Annotated in this window: 20 protein-coding genes; 14 read left to right on the top strand and 6 right to left on the bottom strand. The window is 73.1% G+C overall.

Annotated features, from left to right (window positions below; all coding sequences use genetic code 11):
- Nucleotide 1: 1 nt before the first annotated feature.
- The 3 genes from ACIQIB_RS07980 to ACIQIB_RS07990 are packed head-to-tail and all read right to left on the bottom strand — an operon-like array spanning nucleotide 2 to nucleotide 2,915.
- Nucleotides 2–823, bottom strand: a complete 822-nt coding sequence (locus tag ACIQIB_RS07980) for a heme ABC transporter ATP-binding protein (RefSeq protein ID WP_400757258.1) — start codon at nucleotides 821–823, stop codon at nucleotides 2–4.
- Nucleotides 820–1,890 carry a FecCD family ABC transporter permease gene (locus ACIQIB_RS07985; protein ID WP_400757259.1) on the bottom strand — a complete coding sequence of 357 codons (1,071 nt, stop codon included), beginning with the start codon at nucleotides 1,888–1,890 and terminating at the stop codon, nucleotides 820–822. Before ACIQIB_RS07985 ends, ACIQIB_RS07980 begins: the two co-directional genes overlap by 4 nt.
- On the bottom strand, nucleotides 1,887–2,915 hold the full coding sequence (locus ACIQIB_RS07990) for a hemin ABC transporter substrate-binding protein (protein ID WP_400757261.1): 1,029 nt from the start codon (nucleotides 2,913–2,915) through the stop codon (nucleotides 1,887–1,889). The genes ACIQIB_RS07985 and ACIQIB_RS07990 overlap by 4 nt, the downstream gene beginning before the upstream one ends.
- A 168-nt stretch (nucleotides 2,916–3,083) precedes the next feature.
- Between ACIQIB_RS07990 and ACIQIB_RS07995 the strand changes: the two genes are divergently transcribed.
- A complete protein-coding gene (locus ACIQIB_RS07995; RefSeq protein ID WP_400757263.1) occupies nucleotides 3,084–4,595 on the top strand; it encodes an HtaA domain-containing protein in 1,512 nt (503 codons plus the stop codon).
- Between the two features lie 62 nt (nucleotides 4,596–4,657).
- Nucleotides 4,658–6,346 carry an HtaA domain-containing protein gene (locus ACIQIB_RS08000; RefSeq protein WP_400757264.1) on the top strand — a complete coding sequence of 563 codons (1,689 nt, stop codon included), beginning with the start codon at nucleotides 4,658–4,660 and terminating at the stop codon, nucleotides 6,344–6,346.
- 85 nt (nucleotides 6,347–6,431) lie between these two features.
- Here ACIQIB_RS08000 and ACIQIB_RS08005 read toward each other — a convergent pair whose 3' ends face one another.
- Together ACIQIB_RS08005 and ACIQIB_RS08010 are read right to left on the bottom strand one after the other, a co-directional pair.
- Nucleotides 6,432–7,103: a heme oxygenase (biliverdin-producing) gene (locus tag ACIQIB_RS08005; RefSeq protein ID WP_400757266.1), complete on the bottom strand. Its 672-nt coding sequence runs from the start codon at nucleotides 7,101–7,103 to the stop codon at nucleotides 6,432–6,434.
- A gap of 213 nt (nucleotides 7,104–7,316) precedes the next feature.
- Nucleotides 7,317–7,808, bottom strand: coding sequence for an inorganic diphosphatase (locus tag ACIQIB_RS08010; RefSeq protein WP_363612658.1), 492 nt, complete (start codon nucleotides 7,806–7,808; stop codon nucleotides 7,317–7,319).
- A 75-nt stretch (nucleotides 7,809–7,883) separates the two neighbouring features.
- Here ACIQIB_RS08010 and dacB point away from each other — a divergent pair, with 75 nt between their 5' ends.
- The 6 genes from dacB to folE all read left to right on the top strand — a co-directional run bounded on the left by dacB (nucleotide 7,884) and on the right by folE (nucleotide 15,692).
- A complete protein-coding gene (gene dacB / locus ACIQIB_RS08015; RefSeq protein ID WP_400757268.1) occupies nucleotides 7,884–9,383 on the top strand; it encodes a D-alanyl-D-alanine carboxypeptidase/D-alanyl-D-alanine-endopeptidase in 1,500 nt (499 codons plus the stop codon).
- Between the two features lie 84 nt (nucleotides 9,384–9,467).
- Complete coding sequence (locus ACIQIB_RS08020; protein WP_363612654.1) at nucleotides 9,468–10,646, top strand: zinc-dependent metalloprotease; 1,179 nt, start codon at nucleotides 9,468–9,470, stop codon at nucleotides 10,644–10,646.
- A gap of 299 nt (nucleotides 10,647–10,945) precedes the next feature.
- Entirely contained in the window at nucleotides 10,946–12,073 is a 1,128-nt protein-coding gene (gene tilS, locus ACIQIB_RS08025; protein WP_363612652.1) for a tRNA lysidine(34) synthetase TilS, read from the top strand.
- A 71-nt stretch (nucleotides 12,074–12,144) separates the two neighbouring features.
- Nucleotides 12,145–12,699 (top strand): hypoxanthine phosphoribosyltransferase, encoded by a 555-nt coding sequence (hpt, locus tag ACIQIB_RS08030; protein ID WP_049654051.1) that lies wholly within the window; start codon nucleotides 12,145–12,147, stop codon nucleotides 12,697–12,699.
- Between the two features lie 225 nt (nucleotides 12,700–12,924).
- Complete coding sequence (gene ftsH / locus ACIQIB_RS08035; RefSeq protein ID WP_363612649.1) at nucleotides 12,925–14,976, top strand: ATP-dependent zinc metalloprotease FtsH; 2,052 nt, start codon at nucleotides 12,925–12,927, stop codon at nucleotides 14,974–14,976.
- A gap of 110 nt (nucleotides 14,977–15,086) precedes the next feature.
- Nucleotides 15,087–15,692, top strand: coding sequence for a GTP cyclohydrolase I FolE (gene folE, locus ACIQIB_RS08040; protein WP_363612647.1), 606 nt, complete (start codon nucleotides 15,087–15,089; stop codon nucleotides 15,690–15,692).
- Between the two features lie 97 nt (nucleotides 15,693–15,789).
- Here folE and ACIQIB_RS08045 read toward each other — a convergent pair whose 3' ends face one another.
- On the bottom strand, nucleotides 15,790–16,974 hold the full coding sequence (locus ACIQIB_RS08045; RefSeq protein ID WP_400757269.1) for an alpha/beta hydrolase: 1,185 nt from the start codon (nucleotides 16,972–16,974) through the stop codon (nucleotides 15,790–15,792).
- Nucleotides 16,975–17,326: 352 nt separating this feature from the next.
- On the opposite strand from ACIQIB_RS08045, the gene ACIQIB_RS08050 reads away from it, so the two are divergent.
- The 6 genes from ACIQIB_RS08050 (at nucleotide 17,327) to ACIQIB_RS08075 (ending at nucleotide 22,636) form a co-directional block, all read left to right on the top strand.
- The gene (locus tag ACIQIB_RS08050; RefSeq protein ID WP_400757271.1) at nucleotides 17,327–19,165 is read left to right on the top strand and encodes a phosphatidylglycerol lysyltransferase domain-containing protein; all 1,839 of its coding nucleotides are present in this window, start codon (nucleotides 17,327–17,329) and stop codon (nucleotides 19,163–19,165) included.
- 72 nt (nucleotides 19,166–19,237) lie between these two features.
- Entirely contained in the window at nucleotides 19,238–20,104 is an 867-nt protein-coding gene (gene folP / locus ACIQIB_RS08055; protein ID WP_400757273.1) for a dihydropteroate synthase, read from the top strand.
- A gap of 69 nt (nucleotides 20,105–20,173) precedes the next feature.
- Nucleotides 20,174–20,656, top strand: a complete 483-nt coding sequence (locus ACIQIB_RS08060; protein ID WP_363612638.1) for a nuclear transport factor 2 family protein — start codon at nucleotides 20,174–20,176, stop codon at nucleotides 20,654–20,656.
- Between the two features lie 250 nt (nucleotides 20,657–20,906).
- The gene (gene folB, locus ACIQIB_RS08065; protein ID WP_363612664.1) at nucleotides 20,907–21,266 is read left to right on the top strand and encodes a dihydroneopterin aldolase; all 360 of its coding nucleotides are present in this window, start codon (nucleotides 20,907–20,909) and stop codon (nucleotides 21,264–21,266) included.
- A gap of 40 nt (nucleotides 21,267–21,306) precedes the next feature.
- Nucleotides 21,307–21,906 (top strand): 2-amino-4-hydroxy-6-hydroxymethyldihydropteridine diphosphokinase, encoded by a 600-nt coding sequence (gene folK / locus ACIQIB_RS08070; protein ID WP_363612635.1) that lies wholly within the window; start codon nucleotides 21,307–21,309, stop codon nucleotides 21,904–21,906.
- A 241-nt stretch (nucleotides 21,907–22,147) separates the two neighbouring features.
- Nucleotides 22,148–22,636 (top strand): DUF3180 domain-containing protein, encoded by a 489-nt coding sequence (locus ACIQIB_RS08075; RefSeq protein WP_363612633.1) that lies wholly within the window; start codon nucleotides 22,148–22,150, stop codon nucleotides 22,634–22,636.
- The last annotated feature ends 45 nt before the right edge of the window (nucleotides 22,637–22,681 follow it).

The raw sequence follows: 22,681 nt of genomic DNA on the forward strand, positions 1-22,681 counted from the left end.
GTCAGCGGTCCCGCTCCGGCAGCACCAGCGGGACGCCGGTGCGCGGGTGCGGCAGCACCTCGACCGGGTGGCCGTACACCTCGCTGAGCAGCGGCGCGCGCAGCACCTCGGCCACCGGCCCGTCCGCGACCGTGGCACCGGCGGTCAGCAGCACCACCCGGTCCGCGTAGGCCGCCGCCAGTGAGAGGTCGTGCAGCACCACGACCACGCCGTCCCCGGCGGCGGCCCGCGCCCGGGCCACCCCCAGCACCAGCTCCTGGTGGCGCAGGTCGAGGGCGGCGGTCGGCTCGTCCAGGAGCAGCAGTGGGGCGCGCTGCGCCAGGACCCGGGCGAGCGCCACCCGGGCCCGTTCGCCGCCGGAGAGCGCGGTGAACGGGCGCTCGGCGAAGGCGGTGGACTCGGTGGCGGCCATCGCCTCGGCGATCACCGGTTCGTCCTCGGCGGCGGCCGCCGTACCGGACCAGGGGGCGCGGCCCATCCGGACCACCTCGCCGGCCGGGAACGGGAAGGACAGCGCGGCGGACTGCGGCAGCAGCGCCCGGTGCCGGGCGAGTTCGGCGGTGCCGTACCCGGCCAGCGGGCGGCCGTGCAGCCGGACCTCGCCCGCGGTCGGCGGGAGGTCCCCGGCGAGGACGGAGAGCAGGGTGGACTTGCCGGCGCCGTTCGGGCCGAGCAGCGCCAGCACCTCGCCCGCCGCGACCCGGACCGAGGCGCCGGCCAGCAGTTCGCGCCCGCCGACGGTCAGCCGGACGGCGTCGGCGGTGAGCAGTTCGTCCCCGGGCAGCGGGCGTCGGGGTACCGACCGGTCGGTGCGCAGTCTCATGCCCAGCCTCCCTGCTTGGTCCTGGTCCGGCGCAGCAGCCAGAAGAAGAACGGGCTGCCGATCAGCGCGGTGAGCACGCCGAGCGGCAGTTCGGCGGGCTCGGCGAGGGTGCGGGCGGCGAGGTCGCCCGCGACCAGCACCAGGGCGCCGCCGAGGGCGGAGGCGGGCAGCAGGAAGCGGTGGCCCGGGCCGGCCGCCATCCGCAGCAGGTGCGGGACGACCAGCCCGACGAAGCCGATGATGCCGCTGACGGCGACGGCGGCGGCGGTCAGCAGCGCGACGACGGTGATCAGCACCAGCCGCATCCGCTCGACGTCCACCCCGAGGTGGCGGGCCGGGCGTTCGCCGAGCGCCAGCAGGTCCAGCTTCCGCGCGTGGAGCGGTGCCACGGCGAGGCCGACGGCGGCGAACGGGAGGACGGCGAGCACCTTGCCCCAGGTGGCCTGGGAGAGCGAGCCGAGCTGCCAGAAGGTGACCTGGCTGATCGCCGCGGAGTCGGCGGTGAACAGGAAGATGCCGATCAGGGCGCCGCAGAAGGCGTTGACGGCGGCCCCGGTGAGGATCAGCGTGACCACCTCGGTGCGGCCGCCGGAGCGGGACATCGCGTACACCGCGAAGACCGTGACCAGGCCGCCGGCGAAGGCGAAGACGGTCACCGTCCAGTTGCCGAGGGCGTCCAGGCCGAGCACGATGCAGGCCACCGCGCCGACCGCGCCGCCGGAGGAGACGCCGATCACGGCCGGCTCGGCGAGCGGATTGCCGAACACGCCCTGCATCAGCGCGCCCGCGCAGCCCAGCGAGCCGCCGACCAGCAGGGCCAGCACCACCCGGGGGAGGCGGACGTTCCAGAGCACCGACTCGGGGACGCGGTCCAGCGCGTGCCCGCCGAGGCCGAGCCGGTGGGCGAAGGAGGCGAGGATGTCGCCGAGCGGGATCCGGTAGGCGCCGATGCCGGCCGCGAGCAGGGCGCAGAGCACCAGGGCGGCGGCGAGCGCGGTGGTGATCAGGGCGGTGCGGCTGCGGGCCCTGGGCGGCGGGACGGGCTTCTCCCGTACGGCGGTGCTCACTTGGCGGCCGTCGGGTAGAGCTGCTCGGCGATCTCGCGCAGCACCTGCGGGGTGCGCGGGCCGTAGCTGAGCAGCTGGCCGTCCTCGATCGAGACGATCCGGCGGTCCAGCCCGGCCGGGGTCTGGGCGACACCGGGCAGCTTGAGCAGGCCGTCGACGCCGCCGACCGAGTCCAGGCCCTTGCTCATCACCAGGATCGCGTCGGGCGCGGCCTTGACCAGGGCCTCGCTGGTGAGCGGGGTGAAGTCGCCGGTGAGCCCGGCGGCCTGGCCCGCGTCCTCGCCGCCGACGGCCTCGATCAGCGAGGTGGCGCCGGAGGCGGGGCCGCCCAGCAGGAAGACGGAGGCGCTGCCGCGCAGGTAGAGGAAGGCGACCCTGGGACGGCGGTCGGCGCCGGGGAGCGCGGCCCTGGCCTCGGTGATCCGCTGCTCGGTGCGCTCCTTCAGCTGCCGTCCCGCGTCCGGGACGCCGAGGGCGGCCGCGACGGTGTCGATCCGGGGGCCGACGTCGGCGAGCCGCTTGGCGTCGTCCAGGACGATCAGCGGGACGCCGGCCGCCCGGATCTGCGCGATGGCCTCGGCCGGGCCGGTGGAGCGGTCGGCGAGGACGACGGTGGGGTGCAGCGAGAGCACGCCCTCGGCGGAGACGTCGTGGGCCTGGGTGATCACCGGCAGCGCGGAGGCCTGCTGGAAGGTGGTGGAGACGTCCCGGGCGACCACCTTGGGGCCGAGGCCGAGGCTGAACACGATCTCGGCGAGGCTGCCGTTCAGCGGGATGATCCGGTCGGCGCTGGTGACGGTGACCGATCGGCCGTCGGCGGAGGCGGCGGTGGCCGGCAGCTGCGGGGCGGGCTCGGCGGGCAGCGGCTCGACCGCGTCCGGGGCGCGCGAGGTGCCGGCCGAGCCGGCCGCTCCGGTGGCGCCGGTGGCCGCGCCGCAGGCGGTCAGGGCGAGCAGCAGGCCGAGGGCGAGCAGCAGGAGGGCGGGCCCGCGGGTGGCCCGGGTTCGGATCGTGCTGCTCAACATGCGGCCCTTCACTGGGAGTTGTCACCACCGGCGGCCGGGTGCGAGGGGCGGCAGGGGGACTCTTGACTCATATATTAGGTTAGCCTTACCTCAGTTTCGCAAGGGGGTCGGCGTCGTGCCGACCCCTTCCCCCGTTGTGTCCCCTGTCGTGCCGAGGAGTGATCCCCCGTGCCTCTGCCCAGACGGCTCCGTCGCCTGGCCGCCTCCCTGGTGGCCGCTCTGGCAGCCCTCCTCACCGCGGCGCTGCTGCCCTTCCAGGCGGCCGCCGCCGAGGGGAAGGTCTCCGGCGGGAGACTGGACTGGGGGATCAAACAGTCCTTCCTGACGTACGTCACCGGGCCCATCGCCAAGGGGAGTTGGGGGCTGACCGGAGGCGCGGCCACGGTCGGTGGCAGCACCTTCCGGTTCCACTCCGCCACCGGCACGTACGACCCGGCGAGCGGGGCGCTGAGCGCCGGGTTCTCCGGCGGCGTCCGGTTCACCGGGCACCAGGAGAACGGCGTCAACGCGCTCGACCTGAGCGTCGGACGGATCACCTTCCGGGCCGTCCAGGGCGGCGCGGCCGGGCTCTACGCGGACGTCAGCAGCAAGTCCAGGGAGACCGGACAGGTCAGCAGCGCCAGTCAGGCGAAACTGGCCGATCTCTCGCTGGCCGGCGTCGATCTGCGCGGCGCGGCCGGGACCCTGACGCTCAGCAATGTGCCCGCGACGCTGACCGACGCCGGGGCCAAGGCCTTCGGCAGCTTCTACACCGCCGGGACGGCGCTGGACCCGGTCACGCTCTCGGTCAACCTGCCCGCGACGCAGCCCGCCGCGACGCAGCCCACCACCGCGCGGGGCACGCCCTCCCCGGCCGCCACCACGCCGCCGGCCACCACGCCGGCCGCCGAGCCGCCGACCGCGCAGCCGACGACCGGTCAGCCGTCGAGCGCCGCCCCGCAGGCCCCTGCCCGCACCGAGTTCGCCAACGGCGCGCTCGACTGGGGCGTACGGCGGACCTTCCGCGACTACGTCACGGGTTCGATCGCCAAGGGCCGCTGGGAGCTCGGCGGCGGCGCGGCGGACGGCGGCGCGTTCTACCGCTGGACCCCGGCCAGGGGTGGCTACGACGCCGCCACCGGAGAGCTCACCGCCGCCTTCTCCGGCAGCGTCCGCTTCACCGGGATGCGGAGCGGCGACGGCTACGGGCTGGATCTCACCCTCGCCAACCCGGGGGTGACGGTGGCCGGCGGCCGGGGCCGGCTGGTCGCGGACATCTCCGGCCGGACGCCGGACGGCGGCTCGCAGCAGCTCACCGGCGTGAGGCTGGCCGTCTTCGACGCGGCCGGCCTCACGCCCGAGGGCGGTCTGCTGAAGGCCGTCGAGCTGCCGCTGAAGCTCACCGAGGAGGGGGCCAAGGCGTTCGGCAACCTCTACCCGGCGGGCACCGACATGGACCCGCTGAGCTTCGCGGTCGCCCTCGACCCGGCCGCCGCCCTGCCCCCGCTGCCCGACATCGGCAGCGCCCCGGCCGCCACCGCGACGCCCTCCGCCGCGCCGGTCGCCTCCTCCGCTTCCTCCTCGGGCGGTGTCCCGGTGGTGGCGGTGGCCGGCGGCCTGCTGGTGGCGGCGCTCGCCGCGGCCGGCGGCGTGCTCGCCCGGCGCCGGAGCCGCCGGTCCGCCCCCGGCGACGCGTCCTGACCCGGCCCCGCCCCGGTCTGACGCCGCACCACCTTCCCCCGCCCACCGAACGGAGTACCACCATGTCCCGCAGCACCGCCCAGCGGCCGGGCCGCCGCAACCGCACCCGCCTCGCCGCCCTCGCGGCCGCCACCGCCGGCCTCGGCCTGACCGCCTTCGGCGCCCCCGCGCTGGCCCTCGCCGCAGGCGGCCCCGGCAGCGTCACGTACGACACCGGCGGGCTGGACTGGGGGGTGAAGGCCAGCTTCCGTAGCTACGTCACCGGGCCGATCGGCCAGGGTGGTGTGGAGCTGACCGGGGGCGCCACCACCAACGCCGACGGCAGCTTCCACTTCGGCCTGGCGAGCGCCACGTACGACCTGTCCACGCACGTCCTCAGCTCGGCCTTCACCGGTGGCGTCCGGTTCAGCGCCCACCACGGCGCGCTGGACGTGGCGCTGAGCGACCTGAGGATCAGCACCTCGGGGACGGCCGGCACGCTCACCGCCGACACCGCGTCCAAGGAGACGGCCGGCGCCGAGATCACCCGACGGGACGACGTGCCGCTGGCGACGTTCACCGTCGGCCGGGACACCACCACCGGCGTGCCTACGGCGGCCAAGCTCACCGAGGAGGGCGCCAGGGCGTTCGCGGGCTTCTACCAGGCCGGCGCGGACCTCGACCCGTTGTCGCTGCTGCTGAAGCAGAGCCCGGCCACGCCCTCGCCGACCGCCACGCCGTCCGCCACGCCGTCCGCGACCCAGTCGCCGAGCCCCACCCGGTCGCCGTCCGCCACGGGTACCCCGGCGCCGACCGGTTCGCCGTCCGCGACCGGCACCCCGTCGCCGACCGCCTCCGCCACCACGACCGGTACTCCTTCGCCGACCGGCTCGCCGTCGGCGAGCGCGACGGGCACCGGTACCCCCTCGCCGACGGGTACGCCGTCCGCCACCGGCACCCCCTCGGCCACCACCGCGCCGAGCGGCAACGGCGAACTCGCCATCGTCAACGGCACCCTGGACTGGTCGGTCAAGGCGAGCTTCCGCAAGTACCTGGAGAGCCCGGTCGCCAACGGCAAGGTCGAGTTCGGCGGCGGCGCGGCCGACTACCGCTTCGCCGGCGCCACCGGCACGTACGACACCGCGACCCACTCGGTGGCGGCCGGCTTCAACGGCTCGGTCCGTTTCCTCGGCCACCCGGAGAACGGCGGCTACAAGCTGGACACCACCATCTCCAAGCCGGGCCTGACGATCGACCGGGACGGCGCGTACCTGACCGCCGACGTCAACGCCAAGTCCATGGACGGGAAGAGCACCTCGCTCTCCGCCGCCAGGATCGCCAAGCTGGACCTCTCGAAGGCCGACCTCGCCCCGGTCGACGGCGTGGTGACGCTCTCCGCGGTGCCCGCCACGCTGACCGCCGAGGGCGTGCCCGCGTTCGCCAACTACCAGGCGGGCGAGGCGCTGGACCCGGTCTCGGTCTCGCTGGCCTTCGACCGGAACGCCCAGCTGCCGACCACCCCGCCGGCCGGTGGCACGACCGGTGGCACGGCGGGTGGCACGACCGGCGGTGCCGACTCCGGTACGGGCGGCGCGGGTACGGCCGGTGGTGCCACGCTGACCACCGGCGGCGCCGGCCTCGGCGGTGGCGGCCTGCTGGCCTCCACCGGCTCCGGCACCCCCGTGGTGCCGCTGCTGGCCACCGCCGCCGGACTGCTGCTGGTCGGCGGCGGCGCCACCGTCCTGGTCCGCCGCCGCGGCGCGCAGGCCTGACGGACCCCCGCCCGAAGCGGCCCGCCCACGAAACGGCCCCGGCGAGCGGTTGCTCGCCGGGGCCCACGTGTGCGGGGAGAAACGTTTATGCACTCAGCGGGTAGCGCGCGTCCAGGTCGCGGAAGACCGCGCCGTTGAGCACGAAGGCGCGCTTGCACTCGTCGACCACCCGGCGGCGCTCGATGTCGTCCAGCGCCAGGCCGGCGGCGTCCAGCCTGGCCCGGTACTCGCGCTTGAAGGCGGCCGGGTTGTCGACCTCCTCGAAGACGTAGAACCGCACGCCGTCGCCCTTGCGCTCGAAGCCCCAGGTCTTCTCGGCTATGCCGCGGATGATCTGACCGCCGGACAGGTCGCCGAGGTAGCGGGTGTAGTGGTGCGCGATGTACCCGGCCGGCCACTCGGCCGCCAGCTCCTCCACCCGGGCGACGTACGCGGCGGTGGCGGGCAGCGGCGCCAGCCCCGCGCGCCAGTCGGCTCCGCGCAGGTGCTCCAGATCGCGCTCGATGGCGGCGGTGCGCAGCAGCGCGCGGTCGATGAACGGTCCGGCCACCGGATGGTCCGCAAGCTCGGCGGTCCGGCCCTCCAGCGCGCGGTAGACGTACCAGAGCTGGCTCGTGAGGTCGGCGTAGGCGTCGATCCCGAGCCGTCCGCCGAGCAGGTGGCTCATGAACGAGGACTGTTCCGCGGTCTCGTGTTCCTCGCTGCTGGCGGTGCGGAGCACGGTGGAGAACGGAGCGGGCTGCTCGGGCGTGGGCATGCGGGCCTCCAGGGGATCGGGATCACCCCCGATTGTTATGGTTAGCCTAACCTAAGTCAACGTCATGCCGACAGGTTGTCGGTAAACCCGGACCATAGTCCCGGCCCCGGACACGGCGAAGGCCGGGGCCCGCGGATCGCTCCGCAAACCCCGGCCTCCGACTGCCTCGACCTGCCTCGAACGGCCCTGGACGAACGAGATCGGTACGACGGCTCAGTGACCGCCGGACTCCGCCAGACGCTTGATCGAGGCGGTGACCTCGGCCTCGGCCTCGGCGCGGCCGACCCAGTTGGCGCCCTCGACCGACTTGCCCGGCTCCAGGTCCTTGTAGACCTCGAAGAAGTGCTGGATCTCCAGGCGGTCGAACTCCGACACGTGGTGGATGTCGCGCAGGTGCTCCCAGCGCGGGTCGGTCGCCGGGACGCACAGCAGCTTGTCGTCGCCGCCGGCCTCGTCCGTCATCTGGAACATGCCGATGGCGCGGCACTTGATGAGGCAACCGGGGAAGGTCGGCTCGTCCAGGATGACCAGCGCGTCCAGCGGGTCGCCGTCCTCGCCGAGCGTGCCCTCGACGTAGCCGTAGTCGGCCGGGTAGCGGGTCGAGGTGAAGAGCATCCGGTCAAGCCGCAGACGACCGGACTCGTGGTCGACCTCGTACTTGTTGCGGGAGCCCTTCGGGATTTCGATAAGGACGTCGAACTCCAACGGTTCCTCCAAGGTAGGGACTGACAGAATCCAAGTGTCTCCTACGGGAGTGAGTGCTCGGGAAAGGGGCCGTCGGTGAGAGCTGGGGTCGGGGCGGGGCATCGCCGCCGGGGAACGGCCGCAGGGCTGTTCGGAGCGGCGGTGCTGGTCGCCGGTACGGTCCTGACCTCGGGTGGTGCGTACGCGCAGCCGTCCCCCTCGCCCGGCGGGCACACCGCCGGGCACGGCGAGGGCGACGAGCGGTCCCCCGTCCCGTCCGGCTCCGCGGCCCCGTCCGCCGCCGGCCGCCCGGCGCCCGCCGCGACGGGCGTCCTGACCGCCGCCGAGGCCGGTCCGACGGCCGGGGTGCCGACCCTCCAGGGCCTCCAGCAGGCGCTCGCCGGCGCGCTCGGCGACAAGAGCCTCGGCACCGTCACCTTCGCCGTCGCGGACGCGGCCGGCGGCCGGCTCCTGTACGGCTCCGGGGCGGACACGCCCGCCACCCCCGCCTCCACCACCAAACTGGCGACCACGGTGGCCGCGCTCTCGCTGATCCCGGCGGACACCCGGCTGAGCACCCGGGTCGTCAAGGGAACGGACCCGGACCGGATCACCCTCGTGGGTGGCGGGGACCCGACGCTCACCGCGCTGCCCGCCGACCAGGTGCAGATCGGCGGGCTCCCGGCCGACGCCGACACCGCGCCGGCCTCGCTGGACGCACTGGCGCGCCAGACCGCCGCCGCCCTGAGGGCCGTCGGCACCACCACGGTCAGGCTGGACTACGACCTCTCGCTCTACTCCGGCAACCCGCAGCACAAGAACCACGACGCGGCGAACATCGCCCTGGTCACCCCGCTGATGATCGACGAGGGCAGGGTCGACCCGAAGAGCCGCGAGGAGGCGCCGGCCCGGGTGGCCGACCCGGCCGCCCAGGCGGCCGACGCCTTCGCCGCCCTGCTCAAGGCCCAGGGCATCACCGTCGACGGCAAGGCCAGGCCGTCCGCCGCCCCGGCGCCCGCCGCCGCACCGGTCCTCGGCCGGGTGGACTCGCCGACCGTCGCCCGGCTCGTCGAGCGGCTGCTGACCACCTCGGACAACACCCTCGCCGAGGCGATCGCCCGTCAGGCCGCGCTGGCCGCAGGCCAACCGGCCAGCTTCGAGGGCGCCGCCACCGCCGTCACCCAGGAGCTCGCCCGGCTCGGCGTGCCGACGGCCGGAGTGGTGCTCAACGACGGCAGCGGGCTGCACCCCGACAACGCGATCCCGCCGGCCGTCCTGGTCCACCTGCTCGCGCTGGCCGCCTCGGACCAGCACCCGAAGCTGCGCCCGGTGCTGACCGGCCTGCCGATCGCCGGTTTCACCGGCACCCTCGGCAAGCGCTTCGGCGTCAACTCCGGTGCGGCGGAGGCGGCCGGTCTGGTCCGCGCCAAGACCGGCAGCCTGAGCGGCGTCAACACGCTGGCCGGGACGGTGGTGGACGCCGACGGCCGGCTGCTCTCCTTCGCCGTGATGACGAGGACCGCCGCCCCCGCCGACACCGCCCGCGCGGCCATGGACCGCATCGTCGCCCGGCTGGCCGCCTGCGGCTGCCACTGACCCGGACGCACCGGAGCGGTCCACTCCCCAGGACGTCGGCGCCTGTGGCTCCCCCCGACGGACGGGAGCACGTACGGTGAGGGCATGACGAGCGCGAGCGGCGGTGCTGACATGGTCGACTGGAATCTCGCGGTCGCAACCGCGACCAGGCTGGTACGGCCGGGGCCGGAGGTGAGCCGCGCCGAAGCGGCGGCCGTGGTGGCGGAGCTGCGCCGGCACGCCCTGGAGGCCGAGGAGCACGTCCGGGGGTTCACCGGGATGCGCTCCAGCAGTCTCACCGAGGCGGCCGCGACCCCGGTGCTGATCGTGGACCGCCCCGGCTGGGTGCGGGCCAACGTGGCGGGCTTCCGCACCATCGTCCAGCCCCTGGTGGAGAAGCTCCAGGCCCGCCGGGCGGGCAGCACCACGGCGGGCGTCCTCGGCACGGTGGGGGAGAAGGCCACCGGCATCGAGGTCGGCGCCCTGCTGGCCTTCCTCTCCACCAAGGTGCTCGGGCAGTACGAGACCTTCGCCCCGGCGGAGCCCTCGCTGGAGGCGCCGGACAGCCCGGCCGCGCTGTTCGACAAGCCCCGGCTCGGCCCCGAGGACCCGGGCCCGGGCCGGCTGCTGCTGGTGGCCCCGAACATCGTGCACGTCGAGCGCGAGCTGGACGTCGACCCGTCGGACTTCCGGCTCTGGGTCTGCCTGCACGAGGAGACCCACCGCACCCAGTTCACCGCCGTCCCGTGGCTGCGCGACCACATCCAGTCCGAGGTGCAGTCCTTCCTGGCCGAGACGGACGTCGACCCGGGCGCGCTGCTGGACCGCCTGCGGGACGCGGCCGGTTCGCTCGGCGGCGGCCTGCCGGGTCTGGCCGGCCGCGGCGACGGCTCGGCGTCCACCGGTCTGCTGGAGGTCGTCCAGTCGCCCGCGCAGCGCGAGATCCTGGGCCGGCTGACGGCCGTGATGTCGCTGCTGGAGGGCCACGCCGACGTGGTGATGGACGGCGTCGGCCCGGCCGTGGTGCCGAGCGTGGCGGAGATCCGGGAGAAGTTCCAGCAGCGCCGGGACCGCGGCGCCAACCGCCTCGACCTGGTGCTCCGCCGACTGCTCGGCATGGACGCCAAGCTCCGTCAGTACCAGGACGGCGCGGTCTTCGTGCGCGGTGTGGTCGAGCGGGTCGGCATGGACGGCTTCAACCGGGTCTGGACCTCGCCGAACACCCTGCCGACCAAGGACGAGATCCACGACCCGGCCGCCTGGGTCGCCCGCGTCGCCCACTGATCCGACCAGCCGACCAGCCGCCGATCACGCGAGCTGCTGATCAGATTGGCCACCGAAGGGTGGCCGACGGCGGTCAAACCCGTTCGTACGAGTGGTCCAATCGTGCAGATGGCGGGTGAAGATACGTTTTTCCATTCACCCGTACGTGGGACGGTGGTCGTACTGGTGGCGCGGGTGGCGTAGCGGGTCGCTCCTTTCTGCCACCATCTGTGAGCGCCCGGTAACGAGGCGCTTACGGAGGGTGCGGTTCCCGCCGCGCCCGCCGCCGTCCTGTCCCCTCCGCCGAGGAGTCGTCCGCCGTGGGCCCACACCCCGCCGTCGCAGCGATACGCCTGGCCGTACGCCGCACGCTCACCGACCTCGCCGCCGAGGCCGGCACCACCTTCACCGCCCCGGTCCGGGAGCCGCGCGAGCGTTCGAGCGGAGCGCCGCTGGTCGGCGCCGCCGTCGGGACCACCCTGATCGGCAACGCCCACCGCCACCCCTCCGGGCTGCCGCGCACCCCGGCCGCTCCCGGCTCGCCGCTGGTCCTGGTCGCCGTCAGCGGGGGCGCGGACTCCATGGCCCTGGCCATCGCCGCCGCCTTCGAAGCCCCCAAGATCGGCCTGCGGGTCGGTGCCGTCACCGTCGACCACGGCCTCCAGGACGGCTCCGCCGACCGCGCCGCCCAGGTCGCCGACCGGCTGCGCTCGCTCGGGCTCGACCCGGTCGAGGCGGTCCCGGTCCGGGTCGGCCGGGCCGGCGGACCGGAGGCCGCGGCCCGGGACGCCCGCTACGCGGCCCTGGACGAGGCCGCCGAGCGCCACGGCGCGGTCGCCGTCCTGCTCGGCCACACCCGCGACGACCAGGCGGAGACGGTGCTGCTGGGCCTCGCCCGGGGTTCGGGCTCCCGTTCGCTGGCCGGGATGCCCGCCCAGAAGGGCCGCTACCGCCGCCCGCTGCTGGAGCTGGACCGGGCCGCCACCCGGCAGGCCTGCTCCGCCCAGTCGATCCCGGTCTGGGACGACCCGCACAACTGTGACCCGGCGTACACCCGCTCCCGGGTGCGCCACGAGGTGCTGCCGGTCCTGGAGAAGCATCTCGGCGGCGGCGTGGTGGAGGCGCTGGCCCGCACCGCCCGGCTGTTCCGCGACGACGCCGACGCCCTGGACCAGTGGGCCGCGCTGGCCGAGCGCGATCTCCGGTCCGGCGAGGGCGCCCTGGAGGTCGTGAAGCTGGCCGAACTGCCGCCCGCGGTGCGCCGCCGGGTCCTGCGCAGGGCCGCACTGCGGGCGGGCTGCCCGGCCGGGGACCTCTTCGCGCGGCACCTCGAAACGATCGACCTGCTGGTCACCGGATGGCGCGGTCAGGGGCCGCTGCACCTACCCGGGGGCGTCGAGGCCACCCGCAGGTGTGGCACGCTGGTCTTTCGGCGACAGGGCGACTGACGGGCAGGCATGCTCCCGGGGCGCCGGGCCGCCGGCCACACAGACCCCGAACGTTTGAGGACGTATCCCCGGTGGATCAGAACGACATGGGCGCTGACCTCGCGAAGGTGCTCATCAGCAAGGACGAGATCGACGCCAAGCTCCTGGAGCTGGCCGAGCGCATCGACCGGGATTACGCAGGCAAGGATCTGTTGATCGTCGGTGTCCTCAAGGGGGCCGTGATGGTCATGGCGGACCTCGCCCGCACCCTGCACTCGCAGGTGACCATGGACTGGATGGCGGTCTCCTCGTACGGCATGGGCACCAAGTCCTCCGGTGTGGTGCGGATCCTCAAGGACCTCGACACCGACATCGCCGGCCGGGACGTCCTGATCGTCGAGGACATCATCGACTCCGGGCTGACGCTGTCCTGGCTGCTGGGCAACCTGGGCTCGCGCGGCCCGGCCTCGCTGGAGGTCTGTGCCCTGCTGCGCAAGCCCGACGCCGCCAAGGTCGAGATCGACGTCAAGTACGTCGGTTTCGACATCCCCAACGAGTTCGTGGTCGGCTATGGCCTGGACTACGCCGAGAAGCTGCGCAACCTCCCGTTCATCGGCACCCTCGCCCCGCACGTCTACGGCGGCTGAGAGCTCCGTTCGGGCTACGGGCGGGAACAGTACGCCGTTCCCGCCCGTTGAGTCGGGGGACAAAGAAATACGTCGTGTCGCTGTGCTCCCGCCACGGGCGGGTCGGACTGCGGTACGGTCCAATAAAACCGCTCTTCACATGAGCACAGACCGGATGCGCCGGCGGCCACGGCCCCGCGGCGCCGTTGAGTGGCAGGAGGGACGGGGCGGCAACGCCCCGCATGGATGGACGTCAAGCGATACTTCCGTGCGCCGATCATGTGGATCGTGCTGGCCGTCCTCGCCGTCATCGTCTTGATGCAGGTCGTTTCGGATTCGAACGGCTACAAGACGGTGGACACCGGGCAGGTCGTCGCCGCGATCGACGCCAAGCAGGTCAAGTCGGCGCAGATCACCACCGGTGACTCGAACACGATCAAGATCCAGCTGAAGGACGGCGCAAGCCTGTCCAACGCCGGTACGGGCAAGGTTCCGTCCGGCAGCAAGTTCCAGGCCTCGTACATCGGCGACCAGGGTGTCGCGATCGCCGACAAGCTCCAGGCCCAGATCAACGACAACGACCAGAGCACGCTCTCCGAGGGCTACACCATCAGCCCGGAGAAGCAGAGCACCTTCGTCAGCCTGCTGCTGTCGATGCTGCCCATTGTGATCATCGTCCTGGTCTTCCTGTTCCTGATGAACCAGATGCAGGGCGGCGGCTCGCGCGTCATGCAGTTCGGCAAGTCCAAGGCCAAGCTGCTCACCAAGGACACCCCGAAGACCACCTTCTCGGATGTCGCCGGTGCGGACGAGGCGGTCGAGGAGCTCCACGAGATCAAGGAGTTCCTGCAGGAGCCGGCCAAGTTCCAGGCGGTCGGCGCCAAGATCCCCAAGGGCGTGCTGCTGTACGGCCCGCCCGGTACCGGTAAGACCCTGCTGGCGCGTGCCGTCGCGGGCGAGGCCGGGGTGCCGTTCTACTCGATCTCGGGTTCCGACTTCGTCGAGATGTTCGTCGGTGTCGGCGCCAGCCGGGTCCGCGACCTCTTCGAGCAGGCCAAGGCGAACGCCCCGGCGATCGTCTTCGTCGACGAGATCGACGCCGTCGGCCGGCACCGCGGTGCGGGCCTCGGCGGTGGCCACGACGAGCGCGAGCAGACCCTCAACCAGCTGCTGGTCGAGATGGACGGCTTCGACGTCAAGGGCGGCGTCATCCTGATCGCCGCCACCAACCGCCCCGACATCCTGGACCCGGCGCTGCTGCGCCCGGGCCGCTTCGACCGCCAGATCGCGGTGGAGCGTCCCGACCTCCAGGGCCGGCTGGACATCCTGAAGGTGCACCAGAAGGGCAAGCCGATCGCGCCGGACGTCGACCTCTCGGCCGTCGCCAAGCGCACCCCCGGCTTCACCGGCGCGGATCTGTCGAACGTCCTCAACGAGGCCGCTCTGCTGACCGCCCGTTCGGACAAGAAGCTGATCGACAACGGCATCCTGGACGAGGCGATCGACCGCGTCGTGGCCGGTCCGCAGAAGCGCACGCGGATCATGTCCGACCGGGAGAAGAAGATCACCGCGTACCACGAGGGCGGCCACGCCCTGGTGGCGGCGGCGTGCCCCAACAGCGACCCGGTGCACAAGATCACCATCCTGTCCCGCGGCCGGGCCCTCGGCTACACTATGGTGCTGCCGGACGAGGACAAGTACTCCACCACCCGCAACGAGATGCTGGACCAGCTGGCCTACATGCTGGGCGGCCGCGCGGCGGAGGAGCTGGTCTTCCACGACCCGACCACCGGTGCGTCGAACGACATCGAGAAGGCCACCGCGACGGCCCGCGCCATGGTCACCCAGTACGGGATGACCGAGCGGCTCGGCGCGATCAAGTTCGGTTCGGACAGTGCCGAGCCGTTCCTGGGCCGTGAGATGGGCCACCAGCGCGACTACTCGGAAGAGGTCGCCGGGCTGGTCGACGAAGAGGTCAAGAAGCTCATCGAGACCGCGCACAACGAGGCCTGGGAGATCCTGGTCGAGAACCGCGACGTGCTCGACAACCTGGTCCTGGAGCTCCTGGAGAAGGAGACCCTCAACAAGGAGCAGATCGCCGAGATCTTCGCGACGATCGTCAAGCGCCCGGCCCGGCCGGCCTGGACGGGCTCGTCCCGGCGCACGCCGTCCACCCGGCCGCCGGTGCAGTCCCCGAAGGAGCTGGCGCTGACCAACGGCGCCGCCGCTGCGGAGACCACCCCGGTCGACGTGGTGAAGCTCCCGCCGCTGCCGACCGAGCCGCCCGCCGAGGGCTGATCCGGCCGCCTGGCAAAGGACGGAATGGATGCCGCGTCACCAGGGTTTGTACCCTGGAGGCGCGGCATCCGTGCTGTTAAGCCAAGTCCCACCTAGTTAGCGAGGCCCGCATGATCGACCCGGTGACGCTCGACGGTTCGTCCACCGTCGGGACCTTCGACCAGAAGCGGGCCGAGAACGCCATTCGCGAGCTGCTGCTCGCCGTGGGGGAGGACCCGGACCGCGAGGGTCTGCTGGAGACCCCGGCCCGGGTGGCCCGGGCGTACAAGGAGATATTCGCCGGCCTCTGGCAGGAGCCCGAGGACGTTCTGACCACCACCTTCGACCTCGGCCACGACGAGATGGTGCTGGTCAAGGACATCGAGCTGACCTCGGTCTGCGAGCACCACCTGGTGCCGTTCCGGGGCGTCGCGCACGTCGGGTACATCCCGTCCACCAGCGGCAAGATCACCGGGCTGTCCAAGCTGGCCCGGCTGGTCGACGTCTACGCCCGCCGCCCGCAGGTGCAGGAGCGGCTCACCAGCCAGGTCGCGGACGCGCTGATGCGGATCCTCGAACCGCGCGGCGCGATCGTCGTGGTCGAGTGCGAGCACATGTGCATGTCGATGCGCGGCATCCGCAAGCCCGGCGCCAAGACGATCACCTCCTGCGTGCGCGGCCAGCTGCGCGACCCGGCCACCCGGGCCGAGGCGATGAGCCTGATCATCGGGCGGTAGCGGTAGCGGTGGCGGGCGGCGGATGCGCTCAGAGCACCCCGTGCGGTGCGGGCGAGCCCGGCCGGGAGGGTGGCCATCCTCCCGGCCGCGCCGCCGGTCAGGCCCAGTTGAGCCGGGCGCTCATCCACTCCAGGGCGGCGGGCAGCTCGCGGACCCAGCTCTCGAAGTTGTGGCCGCCGTCGTCCAGGTAGAGCGAATCGACCTTGAACTGCGGGTTGGCGGCCGCCACCTGCCGGGCGTGGTCGACGAACCTCAGCGTGTCCGGGTAGTCCGACTCCTTGCGGGTGCTGATCACCAGCAGTGAGAGGGCCGGCGCCGGGAGGTTCTGCAGCCGCCAGTCGAGGTCGCTCTGGGCGGCCAGGGTCTGATCGCCGCCGAAGAGGTTGCCGCCGGTGAACTGGTCCTCGGCCACCTTGAAGTCGGCGTGCATGCCGGTGCCGTTGCCGTAGACCTCCGGGAAGCGCATCGCCAGACGGAGCGCGCAGCTCCCGCCGGAGGAGAAGCCGAGCACACCCCAGGAGGAGGGCGAGCGGCTGACCCGGTAGGCCGAGCGGAGCGCCTCGGGCACGTCCTTGGCGAACCAGGACTCGGTGCGCGGCCCGCCGGGCACGTCGACGCACTCGGTGTCGCGGGGCGGGGCGACGGTCGGGCGGGCCAGCACGATGATGGCGGGTGCCATCCTCCCGGTCTTCCGCAGCTCCCAGGCGGTCTGCGGGACGGGCAGCTCCTTGAGCAGTTGCAGGGTGGTGCCGGGGAAGCCGGCCAGGGCGAGCAGCACCGGGAAGCGGACCATGGCGAGCTTCGGGTCGAAGTACTCGGGCGGCAGGTAGACGAACATCTGGTCGGAGAGGCCGCTCTCCGTGCCGGTGATCTCGACCGACTCCACCTTGCCGACCTCCTTCGGGGGACCCTTGGGCAGGTCGGTGACGGTCTCCAGGCCGCCCTCGGTGCTCGGCTGGACCAGCTCGTCGGAGGCCGGTGCGCCGCCCTTGTGGTTCTCGTTGCTGGTGAGGGTCAGTTTGGCGCCGCCGGGGTTCAGCAGGTCGTCCCACGAGGTGTAGAAGCCGAAGGAGTTGTTGACGGACAGCGCCAGCACGGCCAGGACCAGAGCCTGAGTGACCGTCATCAGTCCGATCCGGCCGAGCACCGGCAGCGGGCGCTGGCGGGCCAGCCGGGGCCAGAGCCAGAGGGTGGCGACCAGGGCCGCCGCGCCGAGTGCGAGCAGCGAGTTCACCAGCGCGTTGCTGGTCAGTTCCATGCCGTCGGCCTTCCGGTAGGACACTGCGGTGCGGGCTTCATCGTCTGGCGGTCCGTCAGTCGGGGCCACCGCGGCTAGGCTGTCCGGACGCCGGGGCAGGCAGGGGAGGCCGGGAGTGACCGGACGCAACCGGAGCCCTAGAATGCGGCGTCCACCGTACGTACCGCGTACGTGAGGGCCCCGTCGCGCCACGCGGCACCGGGGCTCCGGCTCCCACCCTCGGCTCAATCGCAGCGCGTGCTCGGTTCCGGTTTACCTTCCGTTTCCGGTTCCTTGGTATGCGTATTGCCTGATGAAGGAAAAGGCATGAAGGTCCATCACAACTCCTCCCCCGGAGTGACAGGACACCGCTCCACAGCCTCTACGCTGAGCTTCCATGAGCGTTCCCGTGTCCGTTGAGCCGAGCCCCGAGCAGCCGCGTCGTCGGCGCAGTCTGCAGACGCTTCGCACCCAAGCCGCCGCCGTTCCGAGGGCCTGGCTCCCCGGCGTGGTCGGCTACGCCTGTCTGCTGATCGGGCTGGTGGACATCGCCAGCGCGGTGTTCCCCAGGCTCCGGCACAGCAAGGTGCACAGCTTCGCCGGGCAGCTGCCCGGCGGTACCACCACCCTGGCCGCGGCCGGGACGCTGATGATCGGCCTGCTGCTGGTGCTGCTCGCCCACGCGCTGCGCCGGCGCAAGCGGCGCGCCTGGCGCGCGGTCTGCGTGCTGCTGCCGGTCGGCGCCGCACTGCACATCCTGCGCTGGCACCAGATCGGCCCGGCGGTGGTCTCGCTGGTGCTGTTCGCGGTGATGCTGGTGCACCAGCGCGAGTTCTACGCCAAGGCGGACCCGCGCACCCGCTGGCGGGCCGTGGTCAACCTGGTCGTCATGGGCACCGTCAGCGTGCTGCTCGGCCTGCTGATCGTGAGCACCCGGGCCAAGTACGAGATCGGCCACCCGGGCCTGTTCGAGCGGCTCCAGCATGTCGGGTACGGGCTGTTCGGCTTCGAGGGGCCGGTCCACTACAACGCGGACCGGATGTCCGACCTGGTCGCCTACCTGCTCGGCGGCATGGGCCTGTTCACCGCCTTCACCACCGCCTACCTGGCGCTGCGCCCGGAGAAGCCGAAGCCGGAGCTGACCCCCGAGGACGAGGAGAAGGTCCGCGGGCTGCTCGACCGGCACGGCGAGCGGGACTCGCTGGGCTACTTCGCGCTGCGCCGCGACAAGAGCGTGCTCTTCTCGCCCACCGGCAAGGCGGCGATCTCCTACCGGGTGGTCTCCGGCGTGATGCTCGCCTCCGGTGACCCGGTCGGCGACGTGGAGGCCTGGCCGGGCGCGATCAAGGTGTTCATGGCCGAGGCCCGCGAGCACGCCTGGGTGCCGGCCGTGACGGGCTGCAGCGAGGTCGGCGGCGAGGTCTGGACCCGCGAGGCGGGCCTGGACGCGCTGGAGCTGGGCGACGAGGCGATCGTCGACACCGGCACCTTCTCGCTCGCCGGGCGGGCCATGCGCAACGTCCGCCAGATGGTCAAGCGGATCGAGCGCAACGGCTACTCCTGCCAGGTGCGGCGGGTCGCCGACCTCAGCCAGGAGGAGAAGTACCGGATCGCCGATGCCGCCGCCCGCTGGCGCGGCACCGACACCGAGCGCGGCTTCTCGATGGCCCTCGGCCGCTTCGGCGACCCGGGCGACGACGCCTGCGTGGTGGTCACCGCCCACAAGGCCCCGGAGGAGGGCGAGACCGGGGACGACCTGAAGGCCGTGCTGCACTTCGTGCCCTGGGGGCCGGACGGCATCTCGCTGGAGCTGATGCGCCGCGACCGGGCCGCCGACCCGGGCCTGAACGAACTGCTGATCGTCGCCGCCCTGCAGGCCGTGCCCGCGATGGGCGTGCGCCGGGTGTCGCTCAACTTCGCGATGTTCCGATCGGTGCTGGCCCGCGGCGAGCGGATCGGCGCCGGCCCGGTGCTGCGGGCCTGGCGCGGGCTGCTGGTGTTCCTCTCGCGCTGGTTCCAGATCGAGTCGCTGTACAAGTTCAACGCCAAGTTCCAGCCCGAGTGGGAGCCGCGCTTCCTGGTCTTCCCCAACACCCGCGACCTGCCGCGGATCGGATTCGCCGCGATGCAGGCCGAGGCCTTCATCACCCTCGGCATGCCGCGCCTGGGCCGCAGGCGCCAGCGGGAGGGCCTGATGCCCGCCCCGGCCCGGCCGGAGGTCGGCGAGGCCGCCTGACCACGCCGCCGCCGACCTGGACGGTGCCCCCGCCGAGAATCCTCGGCGGGGGCACCGTTCGATAATGGGGGTATGAGCGATTTGCTGTCCTTCTCCCTTCCGGCCGGACTGCCGCGGCTCGACCGCTGCGCCGTGATGGGCGTGGTCAACGTCACGCCCGACTCCTTCTCGGACGGCGGGATGTGGCACGACCCCGCCCGCGCGATCGCGCACGGACTCGCGCTCCGGGCCAGGGGCGCGGACCTGGTGGACGTCGGGGGCGAGTCCACCCGGCCCGGCTCGCAGCGGGTGTCCGAGGAGGAGGAGCTCCGCCGGGTGCTGCCGGTGGTGCGCGAACTGGCCGACGCCGGGGTGGTCGTCTCCATCGACACCATGCGCGCCGCGGTCGCCGAGCAGGCCGTCGCGGCCGGCGCCCGGGTGGTCAACGACGTCTCCGGCGGCCTCGCCGACCCGGCGATGGCCCGGGTGGTGGCCGAGACCGGCGCGCCCTTCGTGGTGATGCACTGGCGCGGGCAGTCCGCCGACATGGACGCCCTGGCGGTCTACGACGACGTGGTCGCGGACGTGGTCGGCGAGCTGACCGCCCGGGTGGAGGCGCTGCTGGCGGCGGGCGTCAAGGAGGAGCAGCTGATCCTCGACCCCGGTCTGGGCTTCGCCAAGACCCCCGAGCACAACTGGGCCCTGCTCGGCCGTCTCGACGCCCTCACCGCGCTCGGGCGTCCCGTGCTCGTCGCCGCATCGCGCAAGCGGTTCCTGGGTACGCTGCTCGCCGACCCGGAAACCGGGGAACTGCGCCCGGCCCGGGAGCGCGACGACGCGACCGCCGCGGTGTCGGTGCTGTCGGCCCGGGCCGGTGCCTGGGCGGTGCGGGTGCACGACGTGTCCGGCACGGCGGACGCCGTCCGGGTGGTCGCGGCCTGGCAGCGCGCGGCTCGGTAGGGCTCCTCCTGCCCGTTGGCAGGCAAGGAGGGAGGCGAGACGGGAGGGCCAGTGGCAGGTGACGGCAGGGTGAGTGGCGAGACCGCGGGACAGCGGGCCCGTGAGGCGGACCGGGAGGCCGTACTGGCGGCCAACCAGGCGCTGTACGAGGCCCTGGAGAACGGCGATCTGGAGGCGGTCGAGAACGCCTGGCTGGGGGCCGCCGACGCCGACGACAAGGGCGGCGTGGTGTGTGTGCACCCCGGCTGGCCGGTGCTGCGCGGACGGGCCCAGGTGACCCGCTCGTACATGCTGATCATGATGAACACGGAGTACATCCAGTTCTTCCTGACCGATGTCGAGGCCGAGGTGCACGGCGATGTGGCCCTTGTCACGTGCACCGAGAACATCCTCTCCGGCGGTGAGGCCGAGGAGGAGGGCGAACTCGGCCCGCTGATCGGCGGAAAGGTCGTCTCGACCAATCTCTTCCGCCGCACCCCGGCCGGGTGGAGGCTCTGGTCGCACCATGGTTCACCCGTCCTGACCAGCGGCGACGAGGACGACGAGGACTGAATCGGGCGCCGGCGGGAAATCAGTACCGGGCGGTGGCCCGGGAATGCCCGAATGGTCACCGAACGTTCATGTCAATTGCCATTGGGGTGTGCGTGGCGACGGTTCGTGCCGGGTAGGACGGTCAGGCGTTGTCAGCGCTCGCGGGTAGATTCGAAACGGAGTGGCGAGCGCGATGCCCGCCTTCACCCTGCCTGCCCACGTCTTTTTCACGGGGGCGGGGCCCGTCCGACTGGGAGCAGTGATTCGTTTGCTGGACCGCGTCACCCTGCGGGGCCTGCGAGCCCGGGGCCACCACGGCGTCTTCGAGCGCGAGCGCATCGAGGGCCAGACCTTCGTGGTGGACCTGGTGCTGTACCTGGACACCCGCCCCGCCGCGGCCGGAGACGACCTCACCCGTACGGCGCACTACGGCATCGTGGCCGAGGAGGTCACCGCGATCATCGCCGGCGAGCCGGTCGACCTGATCGAGACCCTGGCCCAGCGCATCGCGGACCAGTGCCTGAAGCACGACCCGGTCGAGGGGGTCGAGGTCACCGTGCACAAGCCGGACGCCCCGATCACCGTGCCGTTCGACGACGTGACCGTGACCATCCACCGGGGCCGCGCATGACCCACGCCGCGTACCCCGTTCCAGCCGCAGAGGGAATCCGATGAGCACCAGCGACCCGACCGCCCCGCCGACCACGTTCGACCTGGAGAGCCGGGTGGACTCGGCCGACACCACGCTGCACAGCCAGCGCTGCGCCGTGATCGCCCTCGGCAGCAACCTGGGCAACCGTCTGGACACCCTCCAGGGCGCCGTGGACGCCCTCGCCGACACCCCCGGCCTCAGGATCAAGGCCGTCTCCGCGGTGTACGAGACGGCGGCCGTCGGCGGCCCCGACGAGCAGCCCAACTACTACAACGCGGTGGTCGTGCTGCGCACCTCGCTGCCGCCGCAGGACCTGCTGGAGCGCGGCAACGCGATCGAGGACGCCTTCGGCCGGGTCCGCACCGTCCACTGGGGCCCGCGCACCCTGGACGTCGACATCCTCACCTACGAGGGCGTCACCAGCGACGACCCGCAGCTGCTGCTGCCGCACCCGCGCTCGCACGAGCGGGCCTTCGTGCTCGCTCCCTGGCTGGACGCCCAGCCGGAGGCCGAGCTGCCCGGCCGGGGCCAGGTCGCCGAGCTGCTGGCGGCGCTCGGCGGTCCGGACTCCCAGGGGGTCCGGCGGCGTGAGGACATCCGGCTGACCCTGCCGGAATAACCGGCACCGGCCGCGGCCGGGGAACTCGGGCGGGGGCTCCGGCCGTACGAGTAGGTGTCCGCCCTCCGTGCGGGTGTCCGCCCGGCCGGGCCCGGTACGGTGGCCTGACGCCGTCGTACCCGCCCTCGGCTCCTGCCCGTCAACGGGCCGGGGGCACGCTCCCGGCCCGGCTGCCGGGGGAGAGGGCCCAGCCCGGGGGCGGCCGCCCGTCTCCGGTACCCCGGGAAAGGACCTCGTCCGAGTGAAGCTGCTTCGCCTCCGTCTGCTGGTCGGCATCACCGCCGCTACGACGGCGCTGTCCTGGGCCGGCTCCAAGCTCTGGGCCTCCCTGGACACCCTGCCGGCCGTGCCCGGCGCGGCGCCGGTGGTGCTGGCCGCGGTGGCGGTGATCCTGCTGGCCACCGCGCTCTCGTTGCGGTCCCGGCTGAAGGCGGCGCGTGAGCGGCAGCCCGGGGCGAAGGGGGTCGACCCGCTCGGCGCGGCCCGGGCGGTGGTGCTGGGGCAGGCGAGCGCGCTGGTCTCGGCGGTGGTCACCGGCATCTACGCGGGCGCGGGGATCTACCTGCTGGGCGAGCTGGACGTGTCGGCGCGCAAGGACCAGGCCGTCACGGCCGGCTTCGCGGTGCTGGCCGGTGCGGCGGTGATCGCGGCGGCGCTCTGGCTGCAGCACGTCTGCAAGCTGCCGGAGAACCACGACGACCCGAGCGGCCCGGCGGCATCCCCCCGCTGAGCGGGCGGCACTCGGTGATCTTGAGTGAGGGGCCGGGCACGTGCG

This window comes from Kitasatospora sp. NPDC092286 (genome assembly GCF_044755565.1).
Lineage (GTDB): Bacteria > Actinomycetota > Actinomycetes > Streptomycetales > Streptomycetaceae > Kitasatospora.